This window comes from Streptantibioticus cattleyicolor NRRL 8057 = DSM 46488 (assembly GCF_000240165.1).
In the GTDB taxonomy this organism is placed as follows: Bacteria; Actinomycetota; Actinomycetes; order Streptomycetales; family Streptomycetaceae; genus Streptantibioticus; species Streptantibioticus cattleyicolor.
Map to the genome: position 1 here is coordinate 1330971 of NC_017585.1, position 15830 is coordinate 1346800.

A 15830-nucleotide genomic window follows, 5' to 3' on the forward strand; every position below is an offset into this window, starting at 1 on the left:
CGGGAGTGCGTCGTCCTCTTACGTTGGATCGGGACCGGTGATTTCCGCAATACCCCGAATGACGTACATCCGGTACAGACGTTCGCCGGTTGTCTTCCGTGTGCCATCGGAAGGGGAGGCCCGGACGCCGGCACGCGGGCCGCGTTGTGTTCTCCGGCCGGGCCGCGTCGAGTTCACAACACGACGATCCCCCCAACGGGCGGTTTCCCGGGTGTGTGCGGGTGCGAGTGCGCCGCCGCGTGACGGCACTTCGCCGTTGCTATGTTTCGGCCCCCCGCGGTGTGGCCAATGACGTAACGAAGGCACGCTTCAGCGCGGAACCGCGGCCCGGTGCGCGCCCGAGCCCGAGTGGCCCGTGCCCCATCCACATCGAAGACCCCCGGCACGGGGCGCGCCATGCCACGGCAGGCGGCGGCGCCCCGCGCCGAAGTCACCGTGCGGTGCCGTCCGGAAGGGTGCGGCGACCGCACACCCACCGGTGTTGTGACGTGCCCCGTCACAACACCAGCCCCCTCGCCCGCCTGCCGAAGACGTCCCCGACCGGAGGTGCCGGTGCTTGCTGAACGTGGTCGGCTGCTGCTCACCGTCGTCGGTGAGCTGCTCGCCGCGGAAGTCTGTGCGGCCGGCACCCGGATACGCGGCCCGGACGAACGCGCCCGCCGGGAACGCCAACGCGCGCTGCGGATCCGCACCGCCCTGGAACGGCTCGGCCCGCTGTACGTGAAGGCCGGCCAGGTGCTCTCCACCCGCGAGGACCTGGTGCCGCCCGCCGTCGCCCGTGAGCTGGAGAGCCTGCACGACCGCGCGGCGCCCTGCCCCTTCGACCGGATGTCCGCCGTCCTGGAGGCGGAACTGGGCCCCGACTGGCGCCGGCGCTTCCGGCACTTCGACACCGAACGCCCGCTGGGCTGCGCCTCCATCGCCCAGGCCTACGCGGCCGTCCTCGACGACGGCCGGTCCGTGGTGGTCAAGGTCCAGCGCCCCGGCATCGCGGCGCAGATGACCACCGACATGCGCCTGCTGCGCGGCATGACCCGGACCCTGGCCCGCCGCACCCCCGTCCTGAGCGAAACCATCGACTTCGAGGCCATGCTCGCGGTGATCTTCGAGGCGGTACGGAACGAACTCGACCTCACCCTCGAAGCGGCCAACATGGACGAAGCACGCGCCGCCGTCACCGCCGTCCCCGGCATCGACGTGCCCGGCGTGGTGCACGCCACCGAGCGGGTCCTGATCCAGCGGCGCGCCCCGGGCACCAGCGTCCGCGACGCCGACCCCGCCGCCTTCGACGACGCCGAACGCGAACGCGTCGGCACCGGCCTGCTGACCGTGATGTACCAGGGATACTTCATCGACCACCGCTTCCACGCCGACCCCCACCCCGGCAATGTCTTCGTCTGCCCCGGCGGCCCGACGACCCTCATCGACTGGGGCATGATCGGCCGCCTCGACCGTCACTTGAGCTCCACGCTGCTGATGACCCTGCTCGGGCTCGCCAACAACGACGCCCACGCGGTGGCCCGCGCCTGGTCGGAGATGGGCCGGCCGACGCCCTGGGCCGACATCGGCGCCTTCGAGCAGGACATGTCCGTCGTGGTGCCGCGCCTGGCGTCGATCCCGCTGGACCGGCTGCGCTTCGGTGCCTCGCTCGCCACCTTGCTGCGGCTGTCCACCCGGCGGGGCATCCGTACCAACCCCATGATCGGCCTGCTCGGCAAGTCCTTCGCCAACATGGAAGGCACCGTCCGCCACCTCGCCCCCCACCTGAGCGCCACCGACGTCCTGGTCCGCCAGACCGGCCGGGTGCTCGGCGAGTACGCGGCGCAGTCGCTCTCCCAGCAGCAACTGGGCTTCACGGCGCTGCAACTCCTCTCCGGCCTGGAGACGTTGCTGCCGCACGCCCGGGCCGTCGGCCGCAGCCTGTCCGGCGGCGACCTCACCCTCCAGCACACCGCCGTCACCCGCCCCTTCTCCCTCGTCGACCACCGCTCGTCCGCCCGAATAAGGCGTGCCGAACACCACTTGCTCGGCGCGGCGGCCCTGGTGTGGCTGCTCCGGCGCCGTGGCCGGGGCTGACGGTCCTGGCCACTTGTTCCACGCCCGCGCTGCCGTCACCGGAGGAGTTCCTACCCGGTGGGTGAGGAAACCCGGCCGGCACGGCAGCCGCCCTCACCGGCGAGAACCGCCTCGTCCGTCTCGACGCGGTCGGCGGTCATGGCCACCCCCTGCGCCTCGACGTCGGTCAGTTGGATCCACGGCACCGGAACGCCGGGCAGCAGGCGGGTGGAGAGGGTGACCGGGAGGTGGCCGAGGAGGAGGCCGGACAGCCGCTCGGCGCGGATGCGCACCGGCCCGCCGATCGTCATCCGGCTCGCCCGCAGGCACATCCGCGCCGGACCGTCGTACCTGACCACGACGTCGTCGAGCACCACCGAACCGGCCGCGCAGACACCGTCACCGAGCGGCACCAGCGGACACATCAACCCGGTGACCGTCATCGTCCGCGCCGTGACGCCGACCTCGGCGGGGCGGAGCGCCGGTGCCGTACCGGCGTTCCGCCCCGCCGCGCGCAGACAACCGGCGAGGGCGCTGACCGGCACCGGATCCGCGGCGGCCGACGCGTCGGCGGGAAACCGGTCCGGACGGCATTCCGGCGGCGCCGGAGGCACCGGCCGCGCGGTGGGCGTGGGCGTCGCCGCGGCCGGGCCGGCGGGGCCGCCCGCACCGGTCAGGAACCCCGGGACGAGCACCGCCAGCGCCGCCCAGCGCGTGCTCCGCGATGCCATCACGCCGTCGTGGGCCCACCGGACGCGGGCGACCACGCCAGGGCGAACGCACCACCGAGCACGGCCAGCACCATCCCGACGACGAACCCCCCGAGGTTGGCCATCGGACAGGAGACGAGCCCCAGCACGACGGCGGCCACCCCGATGACGGACGCATGGCGCGGTCGGCACAGCACCAGCACCCCGCACCCGGTCAACGCGGCGGCGATCAGCAGGGCCGACGTCCCGCCGAGCCCCTGCAACCCGAGGAACTCCGGGTGCCGCAACGGCGGATACGCCAGCTCCACACCGGCCGCGGTCATCAGCGCGGACGCGGCGAACGGCCGCCGTGGCAGGCGGCGCGGGAACCCCCGCCGACCGGTACGCGGCCCCGGGACACCGTCGGTCACAGGCATGGGTGGTCCCCCGGCTCGATGGACATCCCGGCGTTCTTCAGGCTGAACGTCCCGGCCGCGATGGACCAGGCGTGCAGCCGCATGCGGTCGATCTCCAAGGTGCCCGCCTGCTGCCCGTACGCGCCCGGCAGGCCGTGGACGCCCTCCACGGCGTCCAGCCGCCCCGCGTCCCGTCCCATCACCACCTGGCCGAACCGCCAGCGGCCCTCCAGCCGGTCGAGGTCGATGACCAGGTGGTCGGCTTCCACCGGGTTGTCCCCGACGGAGCGGATCCTCAACGTCACACTGCCGAACGGGGTGCGGGCCACCGAGGACTGGCACATCCGGTAGATGCGCGCGTGGTTCACCCCGGCGACCGCCACCGGTCGCTGCTTGCCCGAGTTGTCCTGGGCGAAGGCGGCGAACTGCACCGCTCCCGTACCGGTCAGATGGTCGGCGGCGACCTGGAACGTACTGCCGGAGACCGCGAACGACACCGGCGCCCCGACGGCCGTCGAGGCCCAGACGGTCCCTGCGGCCAGCGCCAGCGTCACCGGCGCCACCATGGCGAACCGCCGCCAGTTGGTGCGCGCGGGGGTCGAAGGGTGTGGGCCGGTCCGGCCGGTGCCCGCGGTCGGGGTGGCGGTTCTCGACGTCATCGGTGGTGCTCCTGGAGGACGGGGGTGGCGGGGCTCTGTTCCGGGACGACGGCCACGGTGCCGTCCGGTGCGGTCGTCCGGGTCCGGCCGAGGGCCTGGTGCTGGACGTTGCCGAGCGCCCGGGCCAGGTAGGCGCTGTCGACCGGGCCGGGGTCGGGGAGGTCGCCCACGGCACGGCCGAGGTTGGTGCGGTCGTAGGTACGCCGGTGCGCGCTCAGGCTGAGCAGGCGGGTGCCGTAGGTGGCGAGCAGGGTCTCGTACCGGGTGGGGGCCGGGACGGTCGGCATCATGGTGACGGTGGCCCCGGGATAGAGCTCGGCCAGGGCCGGTTCGATGGCGTCGGCGCTGGTGTTGCGCGGATGCGTGAGGTGCACGGTGTGGACCCCGGTGCCACCGGCGCGGGCGGCGGCGACCCGTACCGCGGCCTGTGCCGCGTACTCGACCTGGACCATGTTGGCGGTGCCCTCCGGATCCCCCCTGGACCCGGAAGACCAGGCCGCCGCCGTGGGCGGTGGCCTGCGGGTCGTCGAGGAGTTCGGCCAGCGCCTCGTCCTCGGTGGCCATGACGCGCACCCCGTCGGCGACGAGTCGCGCCAGTACGCCCAGCGGCTGGTCGGGCATCCCCTCGGGGATCGGCCGGTCGGTGACGAGCAGGCTGGGGCGCAGGATGGTCGCGGGCCGGCCGGTGCGGTGGGCCCACGCGTGGACGAGGCGCTCCGCGGTGTACTTGCTCTCCTCGTAGTAGGTCTGGAAGCCTTCCGCCTCGCTGAGTTCGTCCTCGCGGACGTGGCCGGTGGCGCGGCGTCCGGCGACGTACACGGTGCTGATGTGGAGCAGCCGCGCTCCCGGTGCCTCGTCGGCGAGCTCCAGGACGCGGCGGGTGCCGAGGACGTTGGTCTTGTACACGTCGGTCGGGTCACCGTCGAGCGCCAGCCGGGCCGCGCAGTGCCACACCGTGGTGACGCCCTCGGTCACCCGGGCGCGCAGTCTGGGCCCGAGCCCGAGGTCCGGCTCGGTGAGGTCGGCGCGCAGGTAACGCAGCCGGCCGAGCGAACGGGCGCCGCCCTCGGGAAGGCCGAGCCAGGTCAGCGCGGACTCCACCCGCCGGCGCAGCTTCCTGGGGGTGTCGTGGCCCAGCACCGTGATCACCTCGTCGCCGCCGTCCGCGAGGAGTTCGCGCAGGATCCGGCAGCCGAGGAAGCCGGTGGCGCCGGTGAACAGCACTGACAACACAGTCTCCTTGGGGGATGCGGGCGGCGCGCCGCCGATGCACGGCGGGCGTTGTCCTCATGGCGCCGGCTCCTGATGCCGGCCCGGACCCGGAACGGCCGCGATGTGGTGACCGGCCGCACTATGCCGGACAGCGGTGACCGGCTTGCCGTGCCACAGCGGCGCGGCCGGACTTTCACCCGAAAGCGCAGCTCCGAACACCCGCCGAGAATCACACTATGTGTGTGCCTCCCACGGGGGGGCGAGGGGTCGATGAACCGCAGCCGGTTTGACGACGGCGATCAGGACCGTCGGATCGCCGTCGTGGGGGTCTCCTGCCGCCTGCCGGGCGGCGTGGACGACCTCGGTGCGGTGTGATGCCACCGCTGGTCGAACCCCGCGCCTGCCCGCCCGTGTTGCACCCGGACGGCACCTACGTCGTCACCGGCGGGTTCGGCGCCGCCACCGCGGGCCGTCTCGCCGACCTCGGCGCCCGACACCTCGCGCTGGTCAGCCGACGTGGCGCCGACGCCCCGGAAGCCGCTGGCCTGATCACCCGGCTCGCCGAACGCGGGGTCACCGCCACCGCCCACGCGGCCGACCTCGACGCCACCCTCGCCGACTTCGACCGTGCCGCGCGAGCAACTGCCGGCATCCGTGCCGGGAGCTATCCGCACCCGGCCGTGAAGCCCCACCCTCCGTGCCTCCGCTGCCTCAGCCGTGCATGTCGCAGCAACTGTCGCGGCGCAACTGCCGGCTCACCATCTGCCAGTGCGCGTCGTGGGCGTCCGTGCGTGTTCCGTCGGCGAAGGCGGCCACCAGGTCGGCCTGGCGGAACGGGACGCCGCCGCGCAGGACGGAGGCGGTGCGGACCAGGGTGGAGAAGTCGGTGAAGGGGTCGCCGTCCACGATGGTGAGGTCGGCGAGTCTGCCGGGGCGCAGGGTGCCCAGGTGGGCGTCGACGCCGAAGACGCGGGCCGGGGTCACGGTGGCCGTGCGGAGGGTTTCGGCCGGGGACAGTCCGGCGCGGTGGAGCGCGCGCAGCGCGAGGTGGAGGTGGAGGCCGACCGGGACGAGGGGGGAGTCGGTGCCGAGCGCGACGAGGGCGCCGTCGGCGAGCAGGCGGCGGTAGATGTCGGTTTCCGTGGTGAGCGCCGCCAGTTGGGCCGGGGTCGGCGGGGCCGCCGCCTGGGCGCGGACCACGGCGGTGTCCCAGGGCGGCATCAAGGTGGTGACGCGGGGGTCGGCGGCGAGCGCGGGGTCGGCGCCGAGCAGCGGCAGCGCGGTGAACGGCGTGGCGATCATGTGGAACCGGTCGCCGGCGTAGAGCGCGGTCACGTCCTGGTAGGCGTGGCCGGTGGCGGTGGTGGCGTGGCCGTACTCCAGGCGTTGCGTCGCCTGGAGATGGGTGGTGAGGTCCTGCCCGGTCTGGATGCCGGGGGTGCACAGGTGGCCGCCGGAGCGTACGCCCAACTCCTCGTGGGCGAAGCGCGCCGCCTCCGCCATCAGCCAACCCGGCGCCCGCACATAGGTCTTGACGAAGTCCCAGTCGAGCGCGGCGCCCCGGGCGAGGGAACGGCGCAGTCCCTCGGCGGTGCGGTGGGCCCGCCCCATGCTGTAGGCGACGCGGGAGCCGTCGAGGAGTTCGCCGGTGGTCAGCAGCCGGGGTCCGGCGAGTTCGCCGGCGTCGACGGCCTCGCGCAACCGGGCCTGCTCGTAGGCGAAGCCGCCGAGGGAGACGGCCGTGGTGATGCCGTAGGCGAGTTGCAGCGCGGTCTGCCGGCCGCCGTAGGTGCTCTGCCAGGGGTGGGTGTGCGCGTCCCACAGCCCGGGGACGACCGTGGCCGCCGAGGCGTCGACGTGGCGTACGGCGGCCCGGGGCCGGGCCCGGTGCGGTTCGACCGCGGCGACGCGGCCCCGGCGTACGACCACGTCGACGTCGTCCCGGACCGTCTCGCCGGTGCCGTCCCAGAAGCGGCCCGCGTGGACGACGGTGTCGGCGGGCTCGGGGCGCCGCTGGTCGAGCGGGATCCGCAGGGTACGGGCCTTGCCGGTGGCCACGTCGAGCAGGCGCGGCCGGCCCGCCGACAGGTACAGCAGCGAACCGGAGTCGCCCGACCACGACGGATGGTCGGCGCTCTCCTCGGTGACCTGCCGGGCGGGGCCGTCGGGCGTACCGTCCGGCCGCACCGGCAGCAGCCACAGCGCCGACTCGACGATCACCGCCATCCACCGCCCGTCCGGCGACCACACCGGGCCGGAGTCGTAGCGGTCGGAGAGCGAGGTGTGCGGGGCGGCGGTGTGCAGGCGGGAGGTGCCGTCCGCGGTGTCGACCACCCGGATGAGGTTGTATCCCTCACGGAAGCGCTGGTTGAGCCGGTTGCGGTCGCACAGGGCGACGTACCGTCCGTCCGGGGACCAGGAGGGACGGCCGGGCAGGCCGCCGCCGCCCATCGGTGCCGCCAGCACCCGTTCGGCGCCGGTGGACAGGTCGCGGACGAGGAGGCGGCCGGCCATGTCGAGGCAGGCGAGCCGGGTGCCGTCGGGGGAGAGCGCCGGATGCACCCGGCCGCCCGGGGCCAGGACGGTCTCGGCGCCGGTGGCCAGATCGTGGCGGCGGACGGCGTGCAGGCCGTCGCGGTCGTCGGTGTACAGCAGCGACCGCCCGTCCCGCGCCCAGACCGGACCGAGCAGATAGCGCGTGGGGTCGGCACGGGTGATCCGCCGTGGCGTACCGCCCGAAGTCTCCTGCACCCACAGCGAGTTGAGTGCGGCGAACGCGATCCGCCGCCCGTCGGGGGAGAGCGCGGGCAGATGGATCCCGCGCACCGGACGCACGGCGCCGCCCGCCAGGTCGTACGACTTGACGCGGTAGGCGGGGCGGGCGACGGACATGGCGGCGCGGAACGGGATGACCTCACCCGTTCCCCGGCCCGGGCGCAGCAGGCGGAAGTGGCCGTCCACGGTGAGCAGCAGTTCCTCCGGCGAGACCCAGCGCGGCGGCACCGGCGCGAGGTCGCCGTCCACCGGTACGTCCCGGCCGTCCACGACCAGGGTGCAGGAGGCCGCCGGGGAGGGCGTGGTGCGCAGGTAGGCCAGGCGCCCGTCCGGGGCGACGGCGGGCACCATCAGCTGTCCCGCGGCGGTGTCGGTGTGGGCCACGGTGACCGGGCCCGAGCCGTCGGCGGCCACCGCCGCGATGGTCCGGGCCTCGAGCACCGTGCCGGCCGGGCCGGGGTCGGGGACGGTACGGCCGCGGACGAAGAGCACCCGGCGCCCGTCGGGGGACCACGTCGGGTCGAAGTCCTCCCAGGGGCCGTCCTGCGACGGCCCGTCCTGGCCGGGCAGCCCGGTGAGGCGCAGCAGCCGCCCGGTGGCCACCTCCAGCACCCAGATCCGGTACGGGCTCCCCGCTACCGGGTCGCCGCCGCGCTCGGAGGCGAAGGCGATCCGGGTGCCGTCCGGCGACCAGGCCGGCCCCCGGTCGTCCCACGGCCCCTCGGTGAGCTGCCGGACCCCCGAGCCGTCCGGGTCCAGCGACCACAGGTGGAACTGGCCGCCACGGTAGGCGCAGACCACGAGCCGCGAGCCGTCGGGGGAGAAGACCGGCCGGGTCGGCTCCAGGTCCGGGGTCGTCAGCGGCACCGCGTCACCGCCGCCGCGCGGCACGGACCACAGCACGTTCTGCATCTCCGCGACGAGGCGGTCACCGGCCGGGGAGAGCGTCGCCGCGCCGTTGGTGGCCGAGGTGAACGACAGCGTGACGTGTTCCGGCGTCGCGGCGGTGGCGGACGCGGCCGGGGTGAGCACCGCCCCCGCCGCCGCGGTCCCCGCCGCGGCCTGGATGAACCGGCGCCGGGACAGTCCGGAAACGTGCGGTGCGTTGTCCATGCGGTGGCCTCCCCGAGGCTGACCAGGTGACGCTCCATCAGATGTCTGGCACGCAACCCGCCGATCATGGCACAGTCCACCGCCGGATGAGGTGATGTGTGCGCGAATCGGCCGACCGGCCGGTGTCGGCGACGGACGGTCCGGTTGCGGAGCCCGGTCAACACCCGCCTCGGCGGCGGCGATTGGCGGCCTCGTAGACTCGTGGGCATGTCCGATCACCACGTCCCTCGCGCCCGCCGGGTGGCGGTGAACCCGGCCGGTGCCCATGACGCGTCGGCGTTCGCGCTGCCGGCCGCCGCTCTGCCGTCCCTGACGCCCGAGGAGTGGGCGCGGGCCACCTTCGAGGGTGCGCCCGGTCCCCTGCGGCAGGTGTTGCGGGCCGGGTGGACCGCCGGGCTCGGACTGCGGCTGGGACCCGGCTCGTCCCCCCGCCACGTGCTGGGCTGGCCGATCACCGGGTCCGGGGCCGACGCGGTCACGCTGGAGGCGCGTTCACCACTGCTCACCGCGCGCAACGTGGTGACGGTGGAGGGGTCCCGGCTGGTCTGGGCCACCTTCGTGTGGTTCGAGAAGCCGGCGGGCCGCGCGGTGTGGTCGGCCGCCGCGCCGGTGCACCACCGCACGGTCCCCTACCTCCTCGCCCGCGCGGCCCGCCGGAGAGCCCCGACCCCCGGGAGCCGGCTCAGCCGACCTTGATGGAGTTCCACACGGTCAGAAAGCCCCAGCTTCCGTAGCGCGAGGCGAGGTCGGTCGTGCCGGGCGGGATGACCACGCCGTCCGTGGCCGACCCGGTGCAGTCCTTGCTGAAATAGGCCGTGACGTTGACGTTGGTGTTGTTCGTGACGCTGTGCGCGCCGGGGTAGCCGTTGCTGCCCAGCAGCTTGGTGTAGCACGTCCCGTTCGGCGAGTTGGTCAGCACCTGCGAGCCGTTGTCGATGACCACCGTTCCCGTCGCGGCCTCGGCGGAGCCCGGGACGGTCAGGACGGCGGCGGCCGACAGGGCGGCCAGCACCCCGACGCGGCCTTGGATCTTCCTACGCATACGCATGTCCTCCAAAGGGTCCTCGGAGAAATCCGGGAAAGACGTTTCCGTCACTTCGGCGAAGGTGTCCCACGCCAGCCAACGGACGCTAAGCAGGCCGGTTATCGGCCGACTATCCGCCGCCTATCGGCGAACGGCAGCCTCGTACCGGACACACCACGGGGCGTGCCCGCTCCCCGTGGTGCTCCGGTGTGCGCCCTCGTGTGCCTCCGCCCGCGCCCGAACGGTACGAGCGGTCGCCGCCGGCGCGGATAGATTCGGGGAACGGGAACGTGGGCGGCGGGACGCGGCACGGGCTCGGGGAGGGGTCGGGTGGAGATCACGGTACGGCCGGGCTGGCGCCGGTACTCTCCACGGCTGTTCCGGTCCTTCGACGACCCGGACGGTCCGCTGTGGTCCGTCTACGACCGCCAACTCCGCGCCGATTGCGCCCTGCCCGACCCGGACGGAACCCCGCGCCCACTGCTGTTCACCACACCGGAGCAGGCCGACCGCTGGCTGGAGGGGTGCTACCGCGCGTGGGGCCGGATCCCGCTGGTCGAGTAGGCCGGCGCGATGCGGGGGCGGGGGGACGCCTTCCCCTGACACCGCTCGTCCCCGCCCACTCGGCTTCCCGCCTGCGGGGCATGGTGTGTTGGCCGTAGCATGACCCGGCACGGAGTCACGGAGGGGACGAGTCAGCATGTCGGACGAGCAGTACAACCCTTATGCGGCGCAGCCGGATCAGCAGCAGCCGCAGCAGCAGCCCGGGTACGGATACCCGGCTGCCAACTACCCGCCGGCCCCGCCCTACGGCGCCCCGGGGTACGGCGCTCCGGGGTACGGCGTCATGCCGATGCAGCCGAGCAACGGCATGGGGACCGCCGGCCTGGTGCTGGGCATCATCGGTCTGGTCATGAGCCTCACCTTCGTGCTGACGGTCATCGGCATGATCCTCGGCCTCCTCGCGATCATCTTCGGCGGCATCGGGATCAGCAAGGCGAACAAGGGCGAGGCCACCAACAAGGGGGCCGCCATCACGGGACTGGTCACCGGCATCCTGGCCCTGGTGCTGCTCCCGCTGCTGTTCACACTGTTCCTGGGCAGCGTGTACAGCAGCATGTAGCCCGGCACGACACGGCCTATGGGCGGGGCGGCCGGTCGCCGGTGACCGCTCGGCGGGCCTCCGCGACCAGTTCCGCCGCGGGGCCCACCAGCCGGCGTCCGGTGGGCCAGACCGCGCGCAGGTCGCGGGTGAGGTCGACGCCCGCGACGTCGACGCCGACGAGCCGGCCCTCGGCGATGTCCCCGCGGACGGCGAGTTCGCTCAGGACGGACGGCCCGGTACCGGCGATCACCGCACCGCGCACGGCCGCCGTCGAACCCAGTTCCACCAGCGGCCGGACGCGTTCACAACCGGCCAGGTACAACGCGCGGTCCAGGGTCTGCCGGGTACCGGAACCGCTCTCCCGCAGCACCAGCGGCGTACGCGACAACTCCCGCGCCGACAGCGGCTCCTGCCGCCGCGCCCACGGGTGGCCGGGGTCGACCACGACGACGAGCCGGTCCTCGGCCACCTGCCGGGTGGACATCACACGGGACAGCCGCGGCCCCTCGATGAACCCGATGTCGGCCTCGCCCGACTCCACCAGCTCGGGAACGTTCTCGCTGTTGGTCACCTGAAGCCCGATGTACAACTCGGGCCGCCGGCCGCGCAGCCGGCTGATCCACACCGGCAGCAGATACTCCGCGATGGTCAGGCTCGCCGCGACCCGCAGCTCGGCCTCCCGCCGGTCGCGCAGCTTGCCCGCCCCGGCCAGCAGCTCGTCCAGTTCGTCCAGCACCCGCCGGGCGTGGCCGGCGACGACCTGACCGGCCAGCGTCAACCGGGACCCGCGGCGGGTCCGGTCGACCAGCACCAGCCCGAGCCCGCGTTCCAGCGTGGACAGCCGGCGGCTGGCGGACGGCTGGGAGATCCGCAGCCGCTCGGCCGCCCGGCCCAGACTCCCCAGGTCGGCCACGAGCACCAGGAGCCGCAGCGACTCCAGATCCGGCGTGCGCGGCGGGAGGGGAACGGTACGGGGGTCGGGCACGCGGGGCACAGTCACAGCTCCACCGTATGACGAGCTCATACACCTGCGCTATGACCTCCTGCTCGATCAAGGGCTACAGGACGGACGCCGGGCCGCCCACAGTGGTGATCATGAAGAACGCCAGCCTTTCCCGGCCAGGGACCACCCGCCGCCCGTCGCGCCTCGCCACCGCGGGAAGACCGGGCACCGCCCGGCTGCCCGGGCTCGCCCTCGCCGTCGCGGTCGCCCTCGTCGCCACGGTGCTCGGCCGGCTGGTCCCCGTGGTCGGCGGGCCGGTGAGCGGGATCGTGCTCGGGGTGCTGGTCGCGCTGGTGGTGCGGCCCGGCGAGCGGACGCGGCCCGGCATCGCCTTCGCCGGACGCGGAGTGCTCCAGGCCGCCGTGGTGGTCCTGGGCGCACAGCTCTCCCTCGGCCAGGTGCTGCGGGTCGGCGTCGGCTCGCTGCCGGTGATGATCGTGACCCTCGCGGTCTGCCTGGCGGCGGCGTACGGGATCGGACGCCGCCTCGGTGTCGTACGCGACCTGCGCACCCTGATCGGTGTCGGCACCGGGATCTGCGGCGCCTCCGCGATCGCCGCGGTCACCCCGGTCATCGGCGCGGCCGAGGCGGAGGTGGCCTACGCCGTCTCCACGATCTTCGTGTTCAACATCGCCGCGGTGCTGACCTTCCCCGCCCTCGGGCATCTGCTGGGGATGGGCCAGCACGCCTTCGGCCTGTTCGCCGGAACCGCGGTCAACGACATGTCGTCGGTGGTCGCCGCCGCCACCACCTACGGCGGCCCGGCGGCCGACTACGCGGTGGTGGTGAAGCTGGCCCGCACGCTGCTGATCATCCCGATCTGCCTGGGCCTCGCCGCCCTCGCCCGCCGCCGCGCGCGGACGGTGGACGCGGCGGCCGACCCCGGCCAGGGCCGCGCCGGTGCGGTGCGCGTCGGCCGGCTGGTGCCGTGGTTCCTCGTCGGCTTCCTCGTCCTGGCCGCCGTGAACACCGCCGGTCTCGTGCCGTCCGCCGCGCACGCCCCGCTCAGCACGCTCGCCGTCTTCCTGATCACCGTCGCCCTGTCCGCGATCGGCCTGTCCACCGAACCCGCCAGGCTGCGCCGCACCGGCCCGGCGCCGCTGCTGCTCGGCGGTTGCCTGTGGCTGGTGGTCTCCGCCACCAGCCTGGGCGTCCAGTTCCTGGCCCGGTACGTGTGACCGCCGCGCCGATCCAGCCGTCCACCTGCGCGGCCTTGCGCGCCCGGCGAGTTGGAGGTTGGCGGCCGGCCCGGACGTGAAGTCGTGATGGCCGGTACGCCAGTCGTCGGCGGGCGGCCCGGCCACCCGCTCGACGGAGAAGGCCCCGGTGAGCGGGCCGGACCGGAGCGGTGAGCAGGCGATGACGCCGGTCCCGTGCGCACGGGACCAGGCGATCTCGTCGGCGGACGAGCGGTTGGCCGCGGAGAACGGCCGAGCTGGACCACGCCGACGTGGGCGATCCGCTCGGCGGCCTCCAGCAGGTCGGGCGTGTCGCAGTCATCAGTGATGCGTTCCTTACGAATCGGAGAGCCGGAACCGTTCCGGCGGGCCACGACTCTCCGCGTTCCGCCCGGACCCAGGCAGTGGCCGACGTTGCCCAGGCACGCCATGACCACCCGGACCCGGCCGGTCAGATGCCGTACGACGGCGACGCGCCCACCGCGCCGGGGCGGACGGACTCGCGCAGTTCCGCGAAGTCGAGCGGCGGCAGTTGTGACAGCGCGGCGTCGGCGGCGCTCATGGCGGCGCCGTAGCGCGCGGTGCCGAGGAGGTCCGTCACGGCGTCGGCGATCTGGTCGCGCGCCGCCCCGATGTCCAGCGCGCGGCCCAGGCCACGGCGGGCGAACGAGGCGGTGTTGTCGGGCTGGTCGGCGAGAACGCCCATGCCGAGCACGGGGGTCGCGCCCTGCACCGCGTCGAGCAGGGAGGCCCGGCCGCCGTGCGTGACGAACAGGTCGGCGCGGCGCAGGAGGGCGGGCTGCGGGACGTGCTCGACCACCGTGACGCGCGGGTCCGCGCCGCGCAGGCGCTCCGCGAGGTCGCCCGCGGACACGATCACGTCGCAGCCGATTCCGGAGAGCGCGGCCATGATCTCCCGGTACGCGCTCTCGACGACGGTACGCAGACCGGACATCGCGGTGGTCAACGTGCCGAGGCTGACGTAGACGAGCGGGCGGGAGGAGGGGGAGCGGTCCAGCCACTCCGGGAGGACGGTCCGGTATTCCGCGACGGTGCGCCGGACGGCGCGCGCCGAGGGCGGAGGGGTCCGGTAGAACCACTCGACCGGCGCGGGGGTGAGCATCGCGGGGAGCGTGGGCGCGTCCAGCTCGTACCGCTCGCACAGGGGGGACAGGGCGGGCGCGATGTCGGTCTCCCAGAGATCCAGCAGCAGCGGGCCGAGGCCGTTGTCCGCCGCGAGCAGGGGCAGCCCCAGGATCCTGGCCGCGAGGTGGGCGCCGTGATCGCCGCATTCGGCGACCACCAGATCGGGCCGTTCCCGTGTCCACGCGGTGAGCAGGTCACGCGCTTTCGCCTCGGCCTGTTCCGGCCACAGGTGACCGAAGACGTACCGGTTGAAGACCGCGTTCCCCGATCCGCTCCAGATCGCGCTCACCGTTCGCTGAACGGTCGGATCGCACGTCCAATTCGTTCCGGCACCGTGGAACTCCACCCCGCGCCGCCGGGCGTCGCGGCGGAACATCCCGGAGGCGTGGAGGGCGACATGGTGGCCCTGTTCACGGGCCGGACGGATGACGTGATCCAGCGCGGACACGTGCGACGGTATCGGCTCGGCGGTGATCGCCATCCGTAGGGCCACGAATACTCCAAGGGTTTTTCCGTCGATGGAGAACGCGGTGATCTGATCACGGCGTGATGAATCGCTTTCTTTCGGGCAGCGGTTTTCAGTCGTGATCGTTCAGGCGGTGCGGAGGTACGGCGGGGATCACGTCGTCGCTGCCGGAGGAGTCGGCGGATACACGGAATTCGGCGCCGCCTGTGTCGGACTTTGGCCGGAAACATTCTGAAAACGCTCCGGACGTGCCCGTTTCGGGCAGGGAGACGGTGTGCCCGGGGACACGAGGGGCGGGGTACGCGGTCCGGGGGGCGCGGGGTGTCACCATACCGGCAGGGCCGTCGTCCGACGGTTCGTCAGAAACGGGCGGAGGGTGATGCGCCATGGGGGAGCACACGGCGGACCGGCCGCGGATCGTGGTCGGGATCGACGGCTCCGCTCCCTCGAAGGCGGCGCTGCGCTGGGCGATGCGCCAGGCGGAGCTGTCCGGGGCCGTCGTCGAGCCGGTCCTCGCCCGCCGCGAGCCCCTGGAGAGCTGGTACGGCCTGGCCGAGAACCAGTCGTACTACGACGAGGCCGCGGGCAACTACCTGGCCGAGGTGGTGGACGAGGTGCTCGGGGCCGACCGGGCGGGCGAGGTCCGGCCCAAGGTGGTCCAGGGCCACGCCGCCGCCGTGCTGGTGGAGGCCGCCCAGGGCGCCGACCTGCTGGTCATCGGCCACCGCGGCCTCGGCGGGCTCGCCGGGTCGCTGCTGGGCTCGGTCTCCCGCTACTGCGTCCAGCACGCGACGTGCCCCGTGGTGGTCGTGCGCAAGCCTCGGGACTGACCCCCGCCGCATCAGGCACCGGCGGCACGCGGTCCGCCTCGGCCCGCCCGCATGGTCGCGTGGACCAGGGAGCGCGTGCGGACACCGACCCGGCCGGCCACGCCGCGATCGGCCGGGGCGCCAAGGCGCCGCTCGGCGGGCCGCGCCCGGAGGACGGTG

Annotated in this window: 14 protein-coding genes and 2 pseudogenes; 7 read left to right on the forward strand and 9 right to left on the reverse strand. The window is 73.9% G+C overall.

Annotated features, from left to right (window positions below; genetic code table 11):
- Positions 1-552: 552 nt before the first annotated feature.
- On the forward strand, positions 553-2076 hold the full coding sequence (locus tag SCATT_RS33625; RefSeq protein WP_014150873.1) for an ABC1 kinase family protein: 1524 nt from the start codon (positions 553-555) through the stop codon (positions 2074-2076).
- 50 nt (positions 2077-2126) lie between these two features.
- Here SCATT_RS33625 and SCATT_RS33630 read toward each other — a convergent pair whose 3' ends face one another.
- From SCATT_RS33630 to SCATT_RS40100, 5 genes and pseudogenes are all read right to left on the reverse strand, one after another.
- Positions 2127-2786 carry a hypothetical protein gene (locus SCATT_RS33630; RefSeq protein WP_157894778.1) on the reverse strand — a complete coding sequence of 220 codons (660 nt, stop codon included), beginning with the start codon at positions 2784-2786 and terminating at the stop codon, positions 2127-2129.
- Positions 2786-3181, reverse strand: coding sequence for a DUF6114 domain-containing protein (locus SCATT_RS33635; RefSeq protein ID WP_014150871.1), 396 nt, complete (start codon positions 3179-3181; stop codon positions 2786-2788). Before SCATT_RS33635 ends, SCATT_RS33630 begins: the two co-directional genes overlap by 1 nt.
- Entirely contained in the window at positions 3172-3819 is a 648-nt protein-coding gene (locus SCATT_RS38305) for a DUF6230 family protein (protein ID WP_014150870.1), read from the reverse strand. Before SCATT_RS38305 ends, SCATT_RS33635 begins: the two co-directional genes overlap by 10 nt.
- Positions 3816-4271, reverse strand: coding sequence for a hypothetical protein (locus tag SCATT_RS40095; RefSeq protein WP_014150869.1), 456 nt, complete (start codon positions 4269-4271; stop codon positions 3816-3818). The genes SCATT_RS38305 and SCATT_RS40095 overlap by 4 nt, the downstream gene beginning before the upstream one ends.
- A gap of 190 nt (positions 4272-4461) precedes the next feature.
- Positions 4462-5052, reverse strand: a pseudogene (locus SCATT_RS40100) (SDR family oxidoreductase); the annotation flags it as partial.
- A 353-nt stretch (positions 5053-5405) separates the two neighbouring features.
- On the opposite strand from SCATT_RS40100, the pseudogene SCATT_RS37400 reads away from it, so the two are divergent.
- A pseudogene (locus SCATT_RS37400) lies at positions 5406-5624 on the forward strand (KR domain-containing protein); the annotation flags it as partial.
- Between the two features lie 118 nt (positions 5625-5742).
- On the opposite strand, the gene SCATT_RS33660 reads toward SCATT_RS37400, so the two are convergent.
- Positions 5743-8919, reverse strand: a complete 3177-nt coding sequence (locus tag SCATT_RS33660; protein ID WP_014150868.1) for an amidohydrolase family protein — start codon at positions 8917-8919, stop codon at positions 5743-5745.
- Positions 8920-9126: 207 nt separating this feature from the next.
- Between SCATT_RS33660 and SCATT_RS33665 the strand changes: the two genes are divergently transcribed.
- Complete coding sequence (locus tag SCATT_RS33665; protein ID WP_041823585.1) at positions 9127-9615, forward strand: hypothetical protein; 489 nt, start codon at positions 9127-9129, stop codon at positions 9613-9615.
- Here the strand turns inward: SCATT_RS33665 and SCATT_RS33670 are convergent.
- On the reverse strand, positions 9602-9961 hold the full coding sequence (locus SCATT_RS33670) for a hypothetical protein (RefSeq protein WP_014150866.1): 360 nt from the start codon (positions 9959-9961) through the stop codon (positions 9602-9604). The genes SCATT_RS33665 and SCATT_RS33670 overlap by 14 nt on opposite strands.
- A 312-nt stretch (positions 9962-10273) precedes the next feature.
- On the opposite strand from SCATT_RS33670, the gene SCATT_RS33675 reads away from it, so the two are divergent.
- Both SCATT_RS33675 and SCATT_RS33680 read left to right on the forward strand, forming a co-directional pair.
- Positions 10274-10507, forward strand: coding sequence for a hypothetical protein (locus tag SCATT_RS33675; RefSeq protein WP_014150865.1), 234 nt, complete (start codon positions 10274-10276; stop codon positions 10505-10507).
- Between the two features lie 136 nt (positions 10508-10643).
- The gene (locus tag SCATT_RS33680; RefSeq protein ID WP_014150864.1) at positions 10644-11066 is read left to right on the forward strand and encodes a membrane protein; all 423 of its coding nucleotides are present in this window, start codon (positions 10644-10646) and stop codon (positions 11064-11066) included.
- Positions 11067-11082: 16 nt separating this feature from the next.
- Here the strand turns inward: SCATT_RS33680 and SCATT_RS33685 are convergent, their stop codons facing one another.
- Positions 11083-12042 (reverse strand): LysR substrate-binding domain-containing protein, encoded by a 960-nt coding sequence (locus SCATT_RS33685; protein WP_014150863.1) that lies wholly within the window; start codon positions 12040-12042, stop codon positions 11083-11085.
- 101 nt (positions 12043-12143) lie between these two features.
- On the opposite strand from SCATT_RS33685, the gene SCATT_RS33690 reads away from it, so the two are divergent.
- Positions 12144-13229, forward strand: coding sequence for a YeiH family protein (locus SCATT_RS33690; protein WP_014150862.1), 1086 nt, complete (start codon positions 12144-12146; stop codon positions 13227-13229).
- Positions 13230-13680: 451 nt separating this feature from the next.
- On the opposite strand, the gene SCATT_RS33695 is transcribed toward SCATT_RS33690, so the two are convergent.
- Positions 13681-14868 (reverse strand): glycosyltransferase, encoded by a 1188-nt coding sequence (locus tag SCATT_RS33695; protein ID WP_014150861.1) that lies wholly within the window; start codon positions 14866-14868, stop codon positions 13681-13683.
- A gap of 359 nt (positions 14869-15227) precedes the next feature.
- On the opposite strand from SCATT_RS33695, the gene SCATT_RS33700 reads away from it, so the two are divergent.
- Complete coding sequence (locus SCATT_RS33700; protein WP_014150859.1) at positions 15228-15671, forward strand: universal stress protein; 444 nt, start codon at positions 15228-15230, stop codon at positions 15669-15671.
- Positions 15672-15830 lie beyond the last annotated feature (159 nt).